The sequence below is a fragment of the Ruegeria sp. BC8 genome (genome assembly GCF_056535705.1).
Genome location: NZ_JBQFIV010000001.1, coordinates 3,326,713 through 3,343,138, shown reverse-complemented (window position 1 = coordinate 3,343,138; position 16,426 = coordinate 3,326,713). Strand labels below are relative to the sequence as shown.

Sequence of the window (16,426 nt, the reverse complement as noted above, 5' to 3'; positions counted from 1 at the left end):
GTTGGCCGGGAAAGCGCAGCTTTCCGAACATCGCCAGGACCCCCATGGCAACCAGAAACAGAATGACGACCTTGACGATCACGTCACATACCAAAGCGCGCGTAGGCCGCGCGCTCCTCGAGCAGGGAAATGGCGTCCTGTGCCATGTCCGTTCCGAAACGCGACCAGATCGGTCGGCGCAACCCGTAGCGCCGGAATTTGACCTTGTCGCCAAACACTTCCTGCATCTTCGGCTTCAGATGCGCGATGCCGTCGATCAGCCCAAGTTCATGCGCACGCCGCGCCAGCCAGATTTCACCGGTAAACAGATCGGCGGCCTCGTCCAGACGACTGCCGCGCCGAGCTTTCACATAGGCAATGAAATTCTGGTGGATGTCGTCCAACAGCCCCTTGAGACGCGCGACATCCTCTTCTTTCTCCGGAGAGAACGGGTCCAGCATCGATTTGGATTTCCCGGCGGTGTGCACGCGCCGCTCGATCCCTTGACGGGCCATAAAAACATGGGCTCCGAACCCCGAAGAGATGACCCCGATCGACCCCAGAACCGAGCTGTCATCCGCCCAGATCTCGTCCGCCGAAGCCGCAAGCCAATAACCACCCGAGGCCGCCACGTCCTCGACAAAGGCATGGACTGGCACCTTGAACTCGTCGGCCAACCGTCGGATCCGCGCACCGATCAGCGAGCTTTGCACCGGCGATCCGCCCGGCGAATTGATCTCGAGCGCGACGGCGGCAGGTTTTCCCTTGCGGAAGGCTTTTTCCAGAACCGGTGCCAAAGAGGCATCGTTCAGCGAGGCTCGGCCAGCCATTCCAATGGCTCCGGACAGGCGAACGACAGCCACGGTTGGCTGCTTGTTGAGAAACGGCAGGCTGAGTTTCATGGGTGCCGATGTAGAGTGCGTCCGCCCCTTAAACAAGGGACCCCACATGCCATGAACGTGACGTGAACCAAAATCCTGTTCAGCCACGGCAAAAATGCAACGCCCTAGCTGCGGATGCGCCACCCGGTTTTGAAGATCCAACCGATGACCGCCAGGCAAATGCCGGTAAAGGCCAGGATCGCCAGAAGGCTAAGCAGAATGGGCACGTCCGAAAGCCCGTAAAACGACCAGCGAAAGCCCGAGATCAAATAGACCACCGGGTTGAACAACGAGATCGTCTGCCACACCGGCGGCAGCATCGAGATCGAGTAGAACGTGCCGCCCAGAAAGATCAGAGGTGTGACGACAAGCTGCGGCACCAGAGACATCTGTTCGAAGTTGCTGGCCCAGATCCCGATGATGAAGCCCAGCAGGGAAAAGCTGAGGCAGGACAGGATCAGAAAGGCGGCCATCGCGAAGGGATGCTCGATGCGGATGTCCACGAAGAACGTGGCGGTGGTCAGGATCACCAATCCCACGAACAACGCCTTGGTCGCGGCGGCGCCCACATAGCCGATCACGATCTCGATGAAATTCACCGGAGCCGAGAGCAGTTCGTAGATCGTGCCCAGGAACTTGGGGAAATAGATGCCAAAGGACGCGTTCGAGATCGACAGCATCACCACCGACAGCATGATCAGCCCCGGCACGATGAAGGCGCCGTAGGAGACGCCCTCGACCTCCTGGATGCGACTGCCTATGGCGGTGCCGAACACCACGAAGTACAGCGAGGTCGATAAAACCGGCGACAGAAAGCTCTGCGCGAGGGTGCGGAAGAACCGGGCCATTTCGAACCGGTAGATGGCGGCGATGGCGGACCAGTTCATGCGGCATCTCCGGACACGAGGTTGACGAAAATCTCTTCCAGGCTCGATTGCCGGGTCTGAACGTCACGCAACACCAGCCCCGCCTCTGCCACGTCATTCAGCAAAGTGGTGATGCCAGTGCGATCGGCATTGGTGTCGTAGGTATAGATCAGCGCATCGCCCTGCCCGTTCAGCACCAGATTGTGGTGGGCCAGACTGCCGGGAATGTCCGAGATCGTGCGGGTCAGCATGACCTCGATCTGCTTCTTGCCCATCTGCGCCATCAAGGTGTTTTTGTCCTGCACCAGCATCAGTTCGCCCTTGTCGATCACACCGATCCGGTCGGCGATGGCTTCGGCCTCTTCGATGTAGTGGGTGGTCAGAATGATGGTGACACCGGCAGCCTTCAACTCGTCGACGATGGCCCACATGTCCTTGCGCAGTTCGACATCCACACCGGCGGTGGGTTCATCCAGAAACAGCACCCGCGGCTCGTGCGCCAGCGCCTTGGCGATTAGCACCCGCCGCTTCATGCCGCCCGACAGTTCCTTGATCGCGTTCTTGCGCTTGTCCCACAGCGACAGCTTGCGCAGGATCTCCTCGATCCGCGCGCTGTCCTGCCCATAGCCAAACAGACCGCGCGAAAACCGTACGGTGTTCCAGACCTTCTCGAACGGCTCCAGCGCAATTTCCTGCGGCACTAGGCCGATCATGCGCCGGGCTGCACGAAAGTCCGTGAGGATGTCGTGCCCCCCTACTGTGACGGTCCCAGACGTGGGCGTGGTAATCCCGCAAACCGTCGAGATCAGGGTTGTCTTTCCCGCCCCGTTCGGGCCGAGCAGGGCCAGGATCTCGCCCTCTTCGATGTCCAGCGATACGCCTTTCAGCGCTTCGAACCCGCCGGCATAGGTTTTGCGCAGATCCTTGATCGAAAGAATTGTCGTCATGCGTTTTCCCAGTTCTGGCCGGGACAGTATCGCGCCAGAGGATTGCCGAACAGACCAAATTCGCACAGTCCTCTGCGCACAAACGCAGGTTTCACTCGCGCCCGGTCAGGCGACCCAGCCAGCCTTTCTTTTCCCCCTCGGAGGTGTCTTTGCCGCCCTCTTCCGGCGCTGCAGGGCCTTCAAAATGCTGCTGAAGGTTCGAGAAGAACTGGTCAGCCATCTTTTTGGCAAAGCCGTCGATCAAACGGCTGCCTAGCTGCGCCAGCTTTCCGCCAACCTTGGCATCCACGTCATAGGCCAAAACCGTTCCACCGCTGTCACTGGCGCTGAACGTGACACTGGCGCTGCCCTTTGCAAAACCCGCCGCCCCGCCTTTGCCCTCACCGGCGATGGTCAGGCTTTGACCCTCAACCATGTCGGACATCGTGACAGTGCCTTTGAACGTGGCCTTTACCGGCCCGACCTTCTGCACCACGGTCGCCTCGTAACCGTCCGTCGGATTGCCCGAAACCTCTTGCGCACCGGGCACGCAGGCTTTCAGCACCTCGGGGTCCAGCAGGGCCGCATAGACATCGGACGGCACCGCCTGAATTTCACGCGTGTCACTCATTTGCATGGGAGCACCCCCCTTTCTTAAATGTCTGATATTCGACCAAAGACCTATCCACGAACTGCCGTTGCGGCAACCGTGTTCCACACATTACCCGCCGCCCCCGGAATCCTGAGCCCGCATGTCGGAAATCCGTTTCTGCACCAGTTCCAGATGCAGACGGGCATCATACTGCCCTTGCCTGTAGGCCGCTGGCAGCCGTAGGTCCGCCAGCTTTTCGTCCAGCACCTGCAATTGGCCTTGCATCCGCGCGAGGTCTTCCGCGGAAGGGTTGTCGGCCAGGTCCTGTTCGATCAGACGAATTTCCGGGTAGTGCTGCCAGACACGCCATCGTTGGAAATAGGCGTAGATGCGCGGCAACAACCGGACCAGCGGAAGGACGATGAAAAAGAACGGCAGGAACAAAAGGAAAACCCGATTGACCTGCGCCGCCACCCAATAAGGCAACCAATCATGCCAGGTGGATGGCCCTTCAAGTATCAGCTGCCGTGCGGTGTTGTTGAGGGGCAATGCGGTCCCTTCGATCCCCGGAAAGGCCCCGGGGTCATTGATGATGCCCTGAGCCTCGTGCAGGGCGATCGCCGCCATCGTCAGTCGATTGACCAACGCCGGATGCAGTCCCGGCCGCACGACCAGCCGCGCCTCGAGAGCGATCAGATCTACCGGGCGCGGCGGCAGAACCGGGTTCAGCGACATGCCTCCGGTCGGTACGGTCACCACGGTGGCATAGGACAAACGACGCGAAATCGCCTCGACATGTTCAAGGTTCAGCACCTTCAGTCCAGGCACCTCGTACGCGGCCAGCAGGTAGGGAGCTTCGATCGGGGCGACAAAAACGGCGATGTCCAACGTTCCGTCCAACAAGGCGTCGGCCGCCTGGTCATAGGGCAGTGCAACATGCACGTTATCCTCTTGGGCCAGCCCGACAGCGCGTTCGAAGTCGCGGAATGCGTCCGCGGTGCCGGACCCGGGTGCACCGCTGTTGATGCTCAACCCACGCCACAGCGCGGGATTGGGCGGAATCCAGGCATCCTCGCGCGCCATGAAAATCATCGGCTCGAAAAACACGGTCCCGATGGCCTGCGCCCGATCCGGGTCAACTTCGATGCCGCCCTGCAAGAAGGCCACATCCACAGCCCCGTCTTCCAGGAGACGCGCATTTTCGACAGACCCTGCGGTTTCGACGATCTCGAGCCGAATCTCATCCTCGGCAAGGATATCGGAGTAGTCCTGCGCCACGTCGATATAGGCACCACCCGCCGGTCCGGCTGCCATGCGCAGGTCGCCGGGCGGGTGCAGCAGAAGGATGATTGCCACCAGAACCGCCAAGACCATGGCGGCACTGATCGTGATCCAAAGACGCATCCTACCCCTCGCTGATCCACCCCGGACAGCACGCTACGCCGCTGGCCCCAAGCTGGCAAGTATTCCGATGTGTTTGTTGGTTTTTCCCGTTCCGGATCAGACCGATGCCAGACGCCGCGTCGCCGCCGGTCGGTCTTGCATTCCTGCTGGGTCCCGGCCAGCATCGCCGCGAGGGAGTGCTGCTCATGCTGAACGGAATCCGTGTTGTCGAAATCGAGGGTCTCGGCCCCGGCCCGTTCGCCGCCATGATGCTGGCGGATCTGGGGGCCGATGTCGTGACCATCCACCGCAAGGGGGGCGCCGTCACACCCGGCATGCCGGACCGATCCGTGCTGGACCGGGGCAAGCGCTCGATCGCGCTCGACCTCAAGGACCCCGACGACCTCGAAACCGCCCGGCGCCTGATCGCAACCGCCGATGCGTTGATCGAGGGCTTCCGCCCCGGCGTGATGGAGAAGCTGGGCCTGGGGCCCGAAGCCTGCCACGCGCTGAACCCGGCGCTGGTTTATGGCCGCATGACCGGCTGGGGCCAGGACAGCCCGCTTTCCGACACCGCAGGACATGATCTGAACTACATCGCCCTGTCGGGGGCACTCTGGTACGGCTCACCACCCGGCATCGAACCGATGACCCCGGCCACGCTGGTCGGCGATATCGGCGGCGGCGCGATGTATTTGGTCACCGGCATTCTGGCCGGGCTGCTGAACGCGCGCGCAACGGGCAAAGGCACGGTGGTCGACGCCGCCATCTACGACGGGTCGGCGCACATGATGAACCTGCTGATGAGCCTGCGCCAGACAGGCAACCTGTCCGACACGCGCGGCCAGAGCCTGCTGGACGGCCCGCATTGGAGCCGCACCTACGCCTGCGCGGATGGCGGCTTTGTTTCGGTCCAATGCCTCGAGCCGAAATTCTATGCCCAATTCCTCGAAATCCTGGGCCTGTCCCAAGACCCGCCGTTTCAGCAACAATACGACAGCATGCGCTGGCCAGACCTGACCCAGCGCCTGGCGGAAATCTTCGCAACCAAACCGCGCGACCATTGGGCCAAACTGTTCGAAGGCTCAGACGCCTGCGTCGCCCCAGTGCTCTGCCCCGACGAGGCCGCAACCCACCCGATGAACACCGCCCGCCAAACCTGGCGCACGGCAGACGGCACCCTGCAGGCCGCCGCCGCCCCGCGCTTCTCCACCCACCAATGGCAGCCGAAACCCAGCCCGGCCCGCGGCCAACACACGACCGAAATCCTTACGGAACTTCAGGCTCTCAAGAAGACCTGACACACCCTTCATATGGCCAACGGCCAAGAGGGCGCTGGCCCCCTCCCGCGCCGCCTACCCGCCGCGGACCGTGTCAATCATCAACTGCACATTCTCCGGGTCGGCATCCGGCGTGATCCCGTGACCCAGATTGAAAATATGCGGCCCCTTGGAAAAGGCGCGCAGGATGCGGCGGGTCTCATCCACCAGCGCCTGCCCGCCGGTGACCATGTGCGACGAGGCCAGGTTGCCTTGCACGCAGCCATCCACCTGCACATGTTCGGCCGCCCATTCCGGCGCAACCGAGTTGTCCAGCGCCACGCAATCGACAGCGGTGGCCTTTGCGAAACCGACATAGCCCTCGCCCGCCTCACGCGGGAAACCGATGACCGGAATGCCCGGATGGCGTTCCTTGAGCGCCTGGGTAATGATCCGGCATGGCTCGACCGCGTATTTGGTGAAGGCCTCACCTTTCAATGAGCCGGCCCAGCTGTCGAAGATCTTGACCACCTCGGCCCCCGCTTCGATCTGAGCCGACAGGTATTCGATCGTGGCCGCCGTGATCCGGTCCAGCAACGCCTCGAACAGCGCGGTGTTTTCCTCGCGCAGGGCGTGGGCAGGGCCCTGATCAGGGGTGCCACGCCCGGCGATCATATAGGTCGCAACGGTCCACGGGGCGCCGGCAAAGCCAATGAGAGTCGTCTCGGACGGCAACTCGCGCGACAGGATGCGCACGGTTTCATAGACGGGCGACAAGGTCCCGTGGATCGCATCAACGGGTTTCAAGGCGTCGAAATCCGATCGCCGCGTGATCGTCGACAGGCGCGGCCCTTCGCCGGTGACGAACCAAAGATCGGCGCCCAACGCCTGCGGCACCAGCAGGATGTCGGCAAACAGGATCGCGGCATCGAACCCATAGCGGCGGATCGGCTGCAGTGTCACCTCCGCCGCCAGATCGGGGGTGTAGCACAGCGACAGGAAATCGCCCGCCTGTTCCCGCGTCGCGCGGTATTCCGGCAGATAGCGTCCGGCCTGTCGCATCATCCAGATCGGCGGCGTGTCCAGTACCTCGCCCGCCAGCGCCCGCAGCAGTTTCTTGTTCTCGGCCATGTCAGCCCCCACTATTCCGGTTTGCGCAACGGGTCCGCCTTCAGCGGCAAAATGTCAAGCGTGGCCCCCATTGTCAGGGCAATGTGACGCGACTAAAGCTGTGCCCATGACTTTGACCCTGCCCACCCCCGCATCGCCGCTGAAGATCGGCACCCGTGGTTCGCCGCTGGCGCTGGCCCAGGCCCATGAAACCCGTCAGCGGCTGTGCGATGCCTTCGATCTGGCGGAACAGGCGTTCGAGATCGTGGTGATCAAGACCACCGGCGACAACCGCGCCATGATCGACGCGGACCGCCCGTTGAAAGAGATCGGCAACAAGGGCCTGTTCACCAAGGAAATCGAAGAGGCGATGCTGGGTGGCGACATCGACATCGCCGTGCACTCGACCAAGGACATGCCCGTCGAACAGCCGCAGGGGCTGGTGCTGGACACGTTTCTGCCGCGCGAAGACGTGCGCGATGCCTTCATCTCGCCCCGCCTCAGCTCGATCCATTACCTGCCCGAAGGTGCGGTCGTAGGCACCTCGTCGCTGCGGCGGCGGGCACAATTGCTGCACCGCCGACCTGATCTGAACGTGGTCGAGTTCCGGGGCAACGTGCAGACCCGGCTGAAGAAGCTGGCTGATGGCGTGGCCGAATGCACGTTTCTGGCCATGGCCGGCATCCGCCGCCTGAACATGCAGGACGTGCCTGCCACCGCAATCTCGCCCGACGACATGCTGCCGGCCATCGCGCAGGGTACGATCGGCATCGAACGCCGCGCGGACGACCACCGGGCCGCCGAGATGCTGGAAGCCATTCATCACTCTGAAACGGCCTGTCGCTTGGCGGCCGAGCGCACGTTGCTGGCCGCGCTGGACGGGTCCTGCGAAACTCCGATTGCCGGTCTGGCCGAACTTGCCGATGGGCAGTTGCGCCTACGCGGCGAGGTCCTACGCCCGGATGGATCGGATGCCATCAGTGAGAGCGAGACCGGTTCGACGGAGGACGCAGCGGAAATGGGCCGGGCCATGGCGGCAAAACTGCTGCACCGTGCCGGGCCCGGATTCTTCGAGTGGAGAAATTTGTAAAAAAGTTTCTGCGAATGTGAACTGCTTCACTGTCGCCCCGGTTGAAATCGGGCATCAATGTGTCATCCCGATTGGGAATGTGGATCAGTCTCGAGTGTATCGAAGTTTTAGTTCGTGATTTTGTAGATAGTATTCGAGGGGGCGAGACTGAGAACCCTGTCCGATCGAAACGGGTCGTGCCTTTGAAAAAAGGCGCGGCCCGTTTTGACTCTGCGGCCCGTAACGGGTCCCTGTCATCCGGGAAACCGGTGCACGTTGCCATGATGACTGAACATCGCCTGGCCCGAGCGGATGTCGAACCGGAAATCAGCCGACCGTCCCGGCAAGGCCGCATAGAACGCGCGCAGGCCCGGTTCGACCAAGCCTGCTTGGGCGCTGCAGGCTTCGCTCAAGCGCTGTATTTCGTCGTGAGACCGCCGTGCACGTATCGCAGTGATCAGATCCTGATGCATCTCCTGCAGCTTCCGGAAATCCGCGCCATGAGCCAACACGCTGTCACCGACCAAAGCAAAAATCGGCTCCAGTTCGGTCTTGCCTTTCAGATGAACAAGCCCTGCTTCGAGCATCGCGAGATCGGCGCCAGCGGCCTGTGAGACTGAGCTTGAGATCAGGATGTCATATTCGACCTGGCGGCAACTCTGCTCGATTCGAGCGGCGACGTTGACCACATCTCCGATCACCGTGTAGTTGAATCGCCGCCGCGAGCCGATGTTGCCGACACAGGCCATTCCCGTGGCGCATCCTGTCGCCAATGCGATCGGAGGATGCCCGCGCATCGTGTCCGATGCGTTGAACTCGGCCAGAGCTCGCCGCATCTGCAACGCAGCCTGTGCCGCCAGAAGCGGGTGCCGCTCCACCGGAACCGGCGCGTTCCAGAACGCCATGACCGCATCCCCGATGAATTTGTCGATGGTGCCTTTTTCGTGCAGGATCCGGTCTCCGATAACCGAGAACAGTTCATTGAGCAGCGCGACCAGGTCTGTGGCCGACACCCGCTCGGACAACGGTGTAAACCCGCGAATGTCCGAGAACATGACCGTGATTTCCTGCGTTTCACCGCCCAGTTGCAGTTGGTGTCCGGTTGCATCCATCTCGTCCAAGATCTCGGGCGCGACATAGTGCGAGAAGATCCGCCGGATCACCCGCTTTTCCCGCTCGGTCGATATGAACAGATAACCGGACAACAGCCCGAAATTGGCCATCCCGCCGGCAAGCGGGAAGGTTGCATCGAACAGCACGGACTGGTTCTGAAATGCCAACCAACTGACCCCGACAACCACGGCCGCCGCGATGCCGCCGGCCATGAACGAGGCAACGGCCCCGAAACTGGACATGACGACCGTGACGACGACTCCAAGGATGATGAAAGCCAGAAGTTCGAGGGCGGCGGTGACATCCGACCGGGTCAGCATGTCGCCCAGCAGCGCCTGCTCGATGACTTGGGCATGGATGGAGACGCCGGGAACGGACTCTCCCAACGCAGTCTGATGCATGTCGAACAGACCTGCCGCCGACGTTCCGATCAATACGATCCGGCCTTCGATCTGGCTGCGCAGAACCGGATCATCTGCGGATTGCAGTATGTCATTGGCCGACAGGTAGAGCCCGGGATCATCCGGTCTGTACCTGACCCAGACCTCTCCGTTTTCCGTTGTGGGCAGGACCAGACCCGCCAATTCGACCGACAGCACGATGCCGGCCTCGCCCTGAGCCCCTTCGATGAAGATCACCGGCTCGCCCGTCGCGACCCTCAGAGCCTCCAGCCCAAGTCCGGGCAGAACACCGCTTGGCCCCTGCCACAACACCGGAACCCGACGCACCACGCCCGTGCCGCCCAAAGGTGAAACATTCACACCGCCGATCCCGGTTGCATCCCGGTCCAGCGGTGGCGCCAGCGGAGTCCAGTGGGGCACGGACACCAGCCCGGCGGCCGGGTTTTCGCCGATCTCCACGATCCCGGCCTTCGGGGCAATGTCCTGATCCCCTACGGTCAATCGCGCCGCCACACCCATCACGACTGGCCAGTTCGAAACCTCGGCCCCGAACAAGATGTCATTGTCCAGCTGGGCGGCTTCCTTTTTGGCGCTGAGAATGTCAGCTAGGGCCGGATCACTCAGCAGCCGCGACGGTGAGTACCGATCGGGCTCGGCGAACAACATGTCAAATGCAATTGAAGCGGCGCCATAGTCGCCCAACCGCTCGACCATCTGCGTCAACAGGGTCCGGGGCCAGGGCCATTGGCCCCAATTCTCGAGCGACGTTTCGTCGATATCGACGACCCGGACCGGCAAATCGGGATCGAAGGCGCGCGGGGACAACCGCTGCAACACGTCGAAATAGATCAGCCGGGACATGCGGACCGGATAAGGGTCCAGTACCCGCAGCAGACAACCAAACAGGATCAGACCCAGGCCCACCAGCCGAAAAGCACGGCGCCGTCCAGCTTTCTCGTGCTGCCTGACGCTCACGTCAACCTCTGCTCGCCGGCAACGACATGGACAACGCTCTAGCCATCGCCGCCGGACCCAAAGACACCGCCGCCAGTATCCCGCCGATCATCGATAGATTCGGGCCGATCGCCCGGCCTGTCGAACTGCCCTACCGGATCCGGTTGTTCGGGCGGCGCGGCAACCGCTGCCTTGACCTGCCTCTGCGGCGGAGCGGACCGGCGCGGTTCGGGCGCGTCCGATTTTGCGCGCGGCGCAGGTTGGGATTCACCCGAGCAACCTTCGACATCCACCTGCAAAGGCGGTTTGAGGTCTTTCTGCGACTGAATGAAAGGAAAACCGCTGACCACGGCCTTGTCATACATCGCCTGATCGACCGGGCGCCCGACCGCACCACGCTGGCTGGTTGCATACAAGCTGCAAATCCGACCCGTTGATCGGCAAGAGCCGCCGAGGCCACACATCTGAACCGTGCCGTGCAGCACGAGCATCGCGCTTTGGTTTCCCGGCGCGATCCACATGTCAAATACCGTGCCCCGCACCGCCATGGTGGCCGTCGGCGTCTTGATGGAGTAGGCGCCTTTCCTGCTTTTGCCCGAGATGAACCGGAAGCTTCCACCCAGCGCCTCGACAGCAAAGCTTTTAGCCTTGCGGTTGCCGCGCAACATCTTCACGTCCAGAACCATCCGCGCATTGGGACCAACCGCGATCTTCGTGTCATCCACAAAGACAAGCTGAACCACGCCATTCGCATCCGTGACGATCGAGTCGCCGGACAACACCTCCATCCCATTACGCAGGGGCAGCGTTTTGCCGCCACGGGTCACGTCCGCCCCCTGTTTCACGCTGATTACGGTTCCGATATTTGCCCAACTGAGGGCAGGAACGCAAAGAACGAAAAAACCAACCAGAACAATCTTCAACCAAGCCAAAATGCCAGCCCTTCCCCCAAAGGTTACTGTAAAGCGCGGATGCGCTCACTGCCCGGCCAGCCTCTGAAACTGTTTTTTTGGATCAATCAAAATGACTAAAATCTTAGCAAATATGCATCCATTGGCATGTAATTGGCAAGTTTTCTGTTCTTATGCCTGTTCAGCGGAGAAGCTGAGCCGCCGAGTTCAGTCAAAAGAAACGGCCGTTTCTGCAACTCAAACCACCTGACACTGGTGATCCAACAGAGCGCGTTCCAACGCCAAAGGCAGGCAACCTCTCCAATTGGTTCAGCCGTTTGCGACACCCATCATTTTGCAGATGCAGTTCCCTACCGCACCTGGCTCGCCCAAATTTTTGTGTCCGATTGCGTACTCTGGCCGCGCGTACATTCTCAGGCCAACCGACGTTGGTTCAGCGAAACCAAATCGAAGCAGAACGCGAATCCACGCATGGTTCTTGAAAATCCAACAGCAAGACATAGCGACCACGCCTTTGCCCAAGCGGGTGCAGACCCAAGCGATTCCAAGCGTTTTCAAGGGCTTCGCCCAATCCGGCAAAAATTTCCGGTGGTGCAGGAATTGGCCTTGTATTTCCGTCGCTTGCACGGCTATACCCGTCGGCGGAGACGTGGCCGAGTGGTCGAAGGCGCTCCCCTGCTAAGGGAGTAGGCGGGAAACCGTCTCGAGGGTTCGAATCCCTTCGTCTCCGCCATTACCCATTAATACGGCTAAGATAGTGAAGGGCTTGCTTGCAAGTTCTACTCCTTTGCCGCGCGCCTTCGCCGGTGCTCCGCCAGCTTCAAGCACCGTTTGGCTGATCACCCGGCCATGCAGGCCGCACCGGAAACGTCAAAACCTGCCAAACCGTCGTCTTCGGCCAGCGCGGCGCGCAATCGTCCGATCAGGTCAGGCCCGGGGCGTACGGCTGCGCCCTTGGGTCGGCAAGATAGGCAAACCGTGATGTGATGTGTTGATTGTCGGCTCACTTCGCCCTCCGCGAAATCGCGGGGCGGAAAGGGAACCAGTCATGTCAGCGGCGCAAGCCGAAAATGCCATCTTGGCCTCCTTCCGGGACACCCCGCCCGGGTTGAGTTGCGTTTGATGATGGCAGGTCTCCTGACTCGCGATGTATGGCTTGCCCCGCCTTCCCAGACCTATCGGCCCAGTGGCATCCGGGGGTCGCACACCGCCTACAGTTGCGGGGGCAGTCACGGAATTGGCGTCAGAACGGCGCCGCACCGTATTCCCTTTTACCCGACCGCCGAAACGATCGGGAACCATCAGCGCCAATCTCATCCATGAATCGGGTTGCACTGTCAACGACGTTCTGGGCGGGTGCGCAATGGAGGTATCCAGGCGACCCTTCGGCACCACTTGAGCGACAGACCGGGCGGCGAATTACGTCGTTTTGACCAACTGACTTACGATAGCCCGGAAGGTCCCGAAACACGGGGGCGCAAGCGGGCTGACTGCCAAGCCTCCGTGAGCGGCCTCGCCTTTTCTCTTTGAATGCAGAAGCCTATCGTTGGCAAGCGTACATAATTTACGCGCGGAAAAATCATTGATTTATCCTGTGATTGATTCAAACATACGAATTCGACACAACTTTAGCTTTACCTCCGTTGTTGTCGCTGTCGCCCGTTTCGTCGGGCCCTTCCGACTGCTGGAGTGAGTGCTGGCGGTCGGAAGGCATTTCACGAAAATCAGCGTTGGGAGAACGCGGTGCCCGGACTTAACGTACGAACCCTTCCTCGAAACTTCGCACCGGTTTTTGCCCATGACGTCATTGCGTCAGCACGCTTTGTTCACGATCCCGGGGATCAGCAGATTAACTGTCTGCCAATCATGTCATTGGCGGCAGACTTTTTTGGAACGGGAATTACCAGACCGGGGTATGCTCGTATGACTGCATAGACGTGAGAGCGCGAAAAAGAGGCCACCTATTCCACATGTATCGACAAACCCAAGAGGAGAAGAAAGTGATTAACAAAGTCATGATGATTTCAGGCGCGACGTGTTTCGCACTACTAGCGGCCTGTGACGATACGAGCACGTCAAGTGCATCCGCCGAACTGACGCCCGCTCAACAGGCGTGTCTGCGAGACGTGGCCAAAACAACAAACAATTCGCAAGTGGTCGTGCTCTCATCCGCGTTCAGCGAGGCTGGAACACAAGTCACCGTTGGGGTTGGAGAGGATCGGGCTCCGTGGAATTGTATTGCCTACAGTGATGGCGCGACAGCTGGTATCGAGTTCCTGGGCGACGAAGGCGCGTTGTGACCGGTTTGATGCGTAGCCGAAATCGGCTGCGCAGCACTGGCTTGATACGCTGAGGTCCGGCTTGGTCTGCAGAATAACCATCATCGCGTTCGCGACCCTTTACCTGTTGGCGTTGTTTGCGTTTGTGACGGGCACTTTTGGCTGGTTTGGACAGGAACGAGACCCATTGTCCGGCGTATTCCTTTTGCCGCTGGGTCTGCCTTGGGTCCTTGCGTTGGACCTTTTCTCAGAGTCGGCCAAACCGTGGCTCGCGGCGATTGCACCGGTGCTCAACCTGTTGGCACTGGTTTTGATATGCAGATGGGCACGTGGTTTGCGCCAGGAATGAAGGCGGAACTCTTTCCCGCAAAATGGGAGGAAAACATGGGAAAAGTGATCTTGGGGCTTGTGATCGGGCTCATCCTCGGCGTGGTTGGAGCGATGACCTTGGGCGGCGGGGCCGCGATGGGTGTCGGCGTTGCGACAGGCTTGTCCGCCGGTGTGTGCACCACATTGAAGGGAGCTCAGGCCGAGAACCTGATCACCGCCGAGCAAGCAGATCAGATCCTCAATCGCGTGAACTCCGAGATGGCATCATTGCAAGGAATTGAAACGACGGACGAGATCGTCGGCAGCGCACAGGCATGCGATGAATTTCTGGCAAAGTTGCGGGAAGCGAAGTGAGGTTTCTGCTCACCGGAAACATAACATTTACGATAGACCGACAGAGGACCTGCTTATGAAACGCAGTTTTTGGAATCTTTTCACACCCGCACTTGCGATCAGCGGAACGGCCGCCCTGGCCATGTCAGACGCCGACGACGCGTGTATCGACCATCTGCGACAGGTCGGTGGACCGGACGGTCAATCCGGTACGATCGAAAGCTCACAGTTCTCGGAAGCCGGCACGCTCGTCATGCTGCGTGACGCCGGCGGAACACTTTGGCGCTGCATTGCGTACAAGGACGGAAGCATTGGCGAGATGTCGGTTGTCGAGGCGATGGATGATGGTGGCGGAGCCATGGCCGGCGCTTCCGGGTCTACAGGTAGCCAGCGCGTCAAATTCGATTCCGGGTCCACCGGCGCCGAGCTCGTCGGCCAACTCGCGCCAGGGGCATCGCAGCAATACGTTCTTGGCGCGAAGAACGAACAGTTCCTTTATGTCCGCGTTGCTCCGCAAAATGGCTCTTTGGACTACGTCATTCGCAACCCCGATGGGTCTGAATTGTTGGGATTGATGTCTGCGGACAAGGAGTATCGCGGACAGCTTTGGCAATCCGGAGATCATGTTGTCGAGGTCATCAACCGCAGCAACTCTGCCGTCGACTACAACGTCATTTTTGGAATTGAATAGGTGATCGCCCCGAAACCATGAAACGCATTTCCAAAAAATAGGAAAGCAGATGAACTCCAAGATCCTATTGGTGATCGGCGCGGTCAGTGTCTCTGTGCTTGCAGGATGCGGTGAAAGTGGCGGATCAGTCGAAGCAAGTGCACCAACCGTGGGCAGTTCCAGCGATCTGTCGTCATTTGAAGGCGCAAGAGCGGGTCAGGCTGAAATGGGCATTCAAAGTCTCGGGTTTGAACTCATCCGAAGCGAAGGGCTGACCTCGTACTGGTTCAACAAGGAGACCGGTGCTTGTGCTCGGATCACGACATCTGAGGGAAGATACTCGGACGTAGCGATGCTGCCGTCAGGTGACTGCTGACACGCATTCATCAATCCCAAATCTGCAAAAAGGAGCTTCAACTTGCATTTCGATCTGGCACATGCGGCAGTTATCGTTGTCGCCTTGATCATCACCAACCTGGCGTTGAAATCGGCCGGCGTGATCAACGAAGAAAACAAACACCAATGGAACTGGAAAGCTTTTCTGGCCTACTTCGTGGTCATATTTATCATCAATCTGGTGTGGCCGATCTAAGGCTTCAGGGCGGCAAGCCAACCGCCGATCTAACCTGGTTACCGTGAACGCGCCTCTCGGCGGGACTGCCGGCAGGAAAAGCGTGAGCATCGCTGGCTGAAAACAGAAAGGAATACGCATGCGGTTTTTGACGTCCCTCATATTCATCGGTGTTCTGGCAACCGCGGCGAATTCTGACGTCACCAGTCGAAACGGTGGCCCAAGCAACAGCCAGATGCTTTCTAAGGGCAGCGACGGAGGCGTCGATGGCATCGCTTTCTTTCGCCCAGTCCTAAGCGGGGTTTTGTATCGCTCTGGCTTCAAGGGCGGCGACAAGGGTCGAACGGGTCTGAGTGACGCTCAGCGCGAAACACTTTGCGATGAAGGGTTTTCAACCGGGTTTTACGCGGATTTCGGCAAGAACACCGAATACGGCCGCACCAGCTGTGGGAACGGAGCCTTTGACTATCAGAGCGCCAGATCGTCCCGACCTAGCACTGTCATGGCCACCATACACGAGGTGATTGAGAATCCTGGAAAGGGTCCTGTCCTGGTGCACTGTATGTGGGGCGTTCATTCCTCAGGCGCGTTGTCGGCAATGGCACTTGTTCAGTTTTGCGGTTGGACGGAAGAAAGGGCCAAGGAATATTGGAATGATGCCCGAAACGGGGCCCCATGTTCGGGCGGGTGTGACCAGTGGATTGACTCGAAATTCTCAAACTTCAGTGTCGACCCCAGTTTGAAGATCTCCGCCGAACAACAGGCCGCGATTTGCCCCAAATGATATCGGGAGGACTAT

17 protein-coding genes, 1 tRNA gene and 1 riboswitch are annotated in these 16,426 nt (G+C 60.1%); of the genes, 9 read left to right on the top strand and 9 right to left on the bottom strand.

The window, feature by feature from the left end; all coding sequences use genetic code 11:
* Positions 1-83: 83 nt before the first annotated feature.
* The 5 genes from ACR3EK_RS16830 to ACR3EK_RS16810 form a co-directional block, all read right to left on the bottom strand.
* Positions 84-881 carry a S49 family peptidase gene (locus ACR3EK_RS16830; RefSeq protein ID WP_480633969.1) on the bottom strand — a complete coding sequence of 266 codons (798 nt, stop codon included), beginning with the start codon at positions 879-881 and terminating at the stop codon, positions 84-86.
* 104 nt (positions 882-985) lie between these two features.
* Positions 986-1,747, bottom strand: coding sequence for an ABC transporter permease (locus tag ACR3EK_RS16825; protein WP_480633968.1), 762 nt, complete (start codon positions 1,745-1,747; stop codon positions 986-988).
* Complete coding sequence (locus tag ACR3EK_RS16820) at positions 1,744-2,673, bottom strand: ABC transporter ATP-binding protein (RefSeq protein ID WP_170343068.1); 930 nt, start codon at positions 2,671-2,673, stop codon at positions 1,744-1,746. Before ACR3EK_RS16820 ends, ACR3EK_RS16825 begins: the two co-directional genes overlap by 4 nt.
* Before the next feature lie 91 nt (positions 2,674-2,764).
* On the bottom strand, positions 2,765-3,289 hold the full coding sequence (locus ACR3EK_RS16815; protein WP_480633967.1) for an SRPBCC family protein: 525 nt from the start codon (positions 3,287-3,289) through the stop codon (positions 2,765-2,767).
* 84 nt (positions 3,290-3,373) lie between these two features.
* Positions 3,374-4,648, bottom strand: a complete 1,275-nt coding sequence (locus ACR3EK_RS16810) for a TAXI family TRAP transporter solute-binding subunit (protein ID WP_480633966.1) — start codon at positions 4,646-4,648, stop codon at positions 3,374-3,376.
* A 185-nt stretch (positions 4,649-4,833) separates the two neighbouring features.
* On the opposite strand from ACR3EK_RS16810, the gene ACR3EK_RS16805 reads away from it, so the two are divergent.
* Complete coding sequence (locus ACR3EK_RS16805) at positions 4,834-5,928, top strand: CaiB/BaiF CoA transferase family protein (RefSeq protein ID WP_480634047.1); 1,095 nt, start codon at positions 4,834-4,836, stop codon at positions 5,926-5,928.
* A 54-nt stretch (positions 5,929-5,982) separates the two neighbouring features.
* Here the strand turns inward: ACR3EK_RS16805 and hemE are convergent, their stop codons facing one another.
* Complete coding sequence (gene hemE, locus ACR3EK_RS16800) at positions 5,983-7,017, bottom strand: uroporphyrinogen decarboxylase (protein WP_480633965.1); 1,035 nt, start codon at positions 7,015-7,017, stop codon at positions 5,983-5,985.
* Between the two features lie 106 nt (positions 7,018-7,123).
* Between hemE and hemC the strand changes: the two genes are divergently transcribed.
* On the top strand, positions 7,124-8,086 hold the full coding sequence (hemC, locus tag ACR3EK_RS16795) for a hydroxymethylbilane synthase (RefSeq protein WP_480633964.1): 963 nt from the start codon (positions 7,124-7,126) through the stop codon (positions 8,084-8,086).
* Between the two features lie 233 nt (positions 8,087-8,319).
* Here the strand turns inward: hemC and ACR3EK_RS16790 are convergent, their stop codons facing one another.
* Positions 8,320-10,554 carry a CHASE2 domain-containing protein gene (locus ACR3EK_RS16790; protein WP_480633963.1) on the bottom strand — a complete coding sequence of 745 codons (2,235 nt, stop codon included), beginning with the start codon at positions 10,552-10,554 and terminating at the stop codon, positions 8,320-8,322.
* Between the two features lie 38 nt (positions 10,555-10,592).
* Entirely contained in the window at positions 10,593-11,378 is a 786-nt protein-coding gene (locus ACR3EK_RS16785; RefSeq protein WP_480633962.1) for a FecR family protein, read from the bottom strand.
* A gap of 709 nt (positions 11,379-12,087) precedes the next feature.
* On the opposite strand from ACR3EK_RS16785, the gene ACR3EK_RS16780 reads away from it, so the two are divergent.
* Positions 12,088-12,177: transfer RNA gene (locus ACR3EK_RS16780), tRNA-Ser, on the top strand.
* Positions 12,178-12,283: 106 nt separating this feature from the next.
* On the opposite strand, the gene ACR3EK_RS16775 is transcribed toward ACR3EK_RS16780, so the two are convergent.
* Positions 12,284-12,451: a thioredoxin domain-containing protein gene (locus ACR3EK_RS16775; protein WP_170406929.1), complete on the bottom strand. Its 168-nt coding sequence runs from the start codon at positions 12,449-12,451 to the stop codon at positions 12,284-12,286.
* Positions 12,452-12,554: 103 nt separating this feature from the next.
* Positions 12,555-12,762: riboswitch (cobalamin riboswitch) on the bottom strand.
* Positions 12,763-13,444: 682 nt separating this feature from the next.
* Between ACR3EK_RS16775 and ACR3EK_RS16770 the strand changes: the two genes are divergently transcribed.
* The 6 genes from ACR3EK_RS16770 to ACR3EK_RS16745 all read left to right on the top strand — a co-directional run bounded on the left by ACR3EK_RS16770 (position 13,445) and on the right by ACR3EK_RS16745 (position 16,411).
* Complete coding sequence (locus ACR3EK_RS16770) at positions 13,445-13,744, top strand: hypothetical protein (protein ID WP_170367558.1); 300 nt, start codon at positions 13,445-13,447, stop codon at positions 13,742-13,744.
* A gap of 324 nt (positions 13,745-14,068) precedes the next feature.
* On the top strand, positions 14,069-14,407 hold the full coding sequence (locus ACR3EK_RS16765) for a hypothetical protein (RefSeq protein WP_170367557.1): 339 nt from the start codon (positions 14,069-14,071) through the stop codon (positions 14,405-14,407).
* 55 nt (positions 14,408-14,462) lie between these two features.
* On the top strand, positions 14,463-15,077 hold the full coding sequence (locus tag ACR3EK_RS16760; RefSeq protein WP_480633961.1) for a hypothetical protein: 615 nt from the start codon (positions 14,463-14,465) through the stop codon (positions 15,075-15,077).
* Between the two features lie 49 nt (positions 15,078-15,126).
* The gene (locus tag ACR3EK_RS16755) at positions 15,127-15,432 is read left to right on the top strand and encodes a hypothetical protein (protein WP_093963599.1); all 306 of its coding nucleotides are present in this window, start codon (positions 15,127-15,129) and stop codon (positions 15,430-15,432) included.
* 42 nt (positions 15,433-15,474) lie between these two features.
* Positions 15,475-15,648, top strand: coding sequence for a hypothetical protein (locus ACR3EK_RS16750; protein ID WP_170342373.1), 174 nt, complete (start codon positions 15,475-15,477; stop codon positions 15,646-15,648).
* Positions 15,649-15,766: 118 nt separating this feature from the next.
* Positions 15,767-16,411, top strand: a complete 645-nt coding sequence (locus ACR3EK_RS16745; protein ID WP_170342375.1) for a protein-tyrosine phosphatase family protein — start codon at positions 15,767-15,769, stop codon at positions 16,409-16,411.
* The last annotated feature ends 15 nt before the right edge of the window (positions 16,412-16,426 follow it).

Bases quoted from the DNA above. Each gene is read 5' to 3' on its own strand.
- ACR3EK_RS16760 (WP_480633961.1), top strand. From the start codon at position 14,463: ATGAAACGCAGTTTTTGGAATCTTTTCACACCCGCACTTGCGATCAGC.
- ACR3EK_RS16765 (WP_170367557.1), top strand. From the start codon at position 14,069: ATGAAGGCGGAACTCTTTCCCGCAAAATGGGAGGAAAACATGGGAAAA.
- ACR3EK_RS16745 (WP_170342375.1), top strand. From the start codon at position 15,767: ATGCGGTTTTTGACGTCCCTCATATTCATCGGTGTTCTGGCAACCGCG.
- ACR3EK_RS16815 (WP_480633967.1), bottom strand. From the start codon at position 3,289: ATGCAAATGAGTGACACGCGTGAAATTCAGGCGGTGCCGTCCGATGTC.
- ACR3EK_RS16825 (WP_480633968.1), bottom strand. From the start codon at position 1,747: ATGAACTGGTCCGCCATCGCCGCCATCTACCGGTTCGAAATGGCCCGG.
- hemE (WP_480633965.1), bottom strand. From the start codon at position 7,017: ATGGCCGAGAACAAGAAACTGCTGCGGGCGCTGGCGGGCGAGGTACTG.
- ACR3EK_RS16820 (WP_170343068.1), bottom strand. From the start codon at position 2,673: ATGACGACAATTCTTTCGATCAAGGATCTGCGCAAAACCTATGCCGGC.
- ACR3EK_RS16755 (WP_093963599.1), top strand. From the start codon at position 15,127: ATGAACTCCAAGATCCTATTGGTGATCGGCGCGGTCAGTGTCTCTGTG.
- hemC (WP_480633964.1), top strand. From the start codon at position 7,124: ATGACTTTGACCCTGCCCACCCCCGCATCGCCGCTGAAGATCGGCACC.
- ACR3EK_RS16830 (WP_480633969.1), bottom strand. From the start codon at position 881: ATGAAACTCAGCCTGCCGTTTCTCAACAAGCAGCCAACCGTGGCTGTC.
- ACR3EK_RS16810 (WP_480633966.1), bottom strand. From the start codon at position 4,648: ATGCGTCTTTGGATCACGATCAGTGCCGCCATGGTCTTGGCGGTTCTG.
- ACR3EK_RS16805 (WP_480634047.1), top strand. From the start codon at position 4,834: ATGCTGAACGGAATCCGTGTTGTCGAAATCGAGGGTCTCGGCCCCGGC.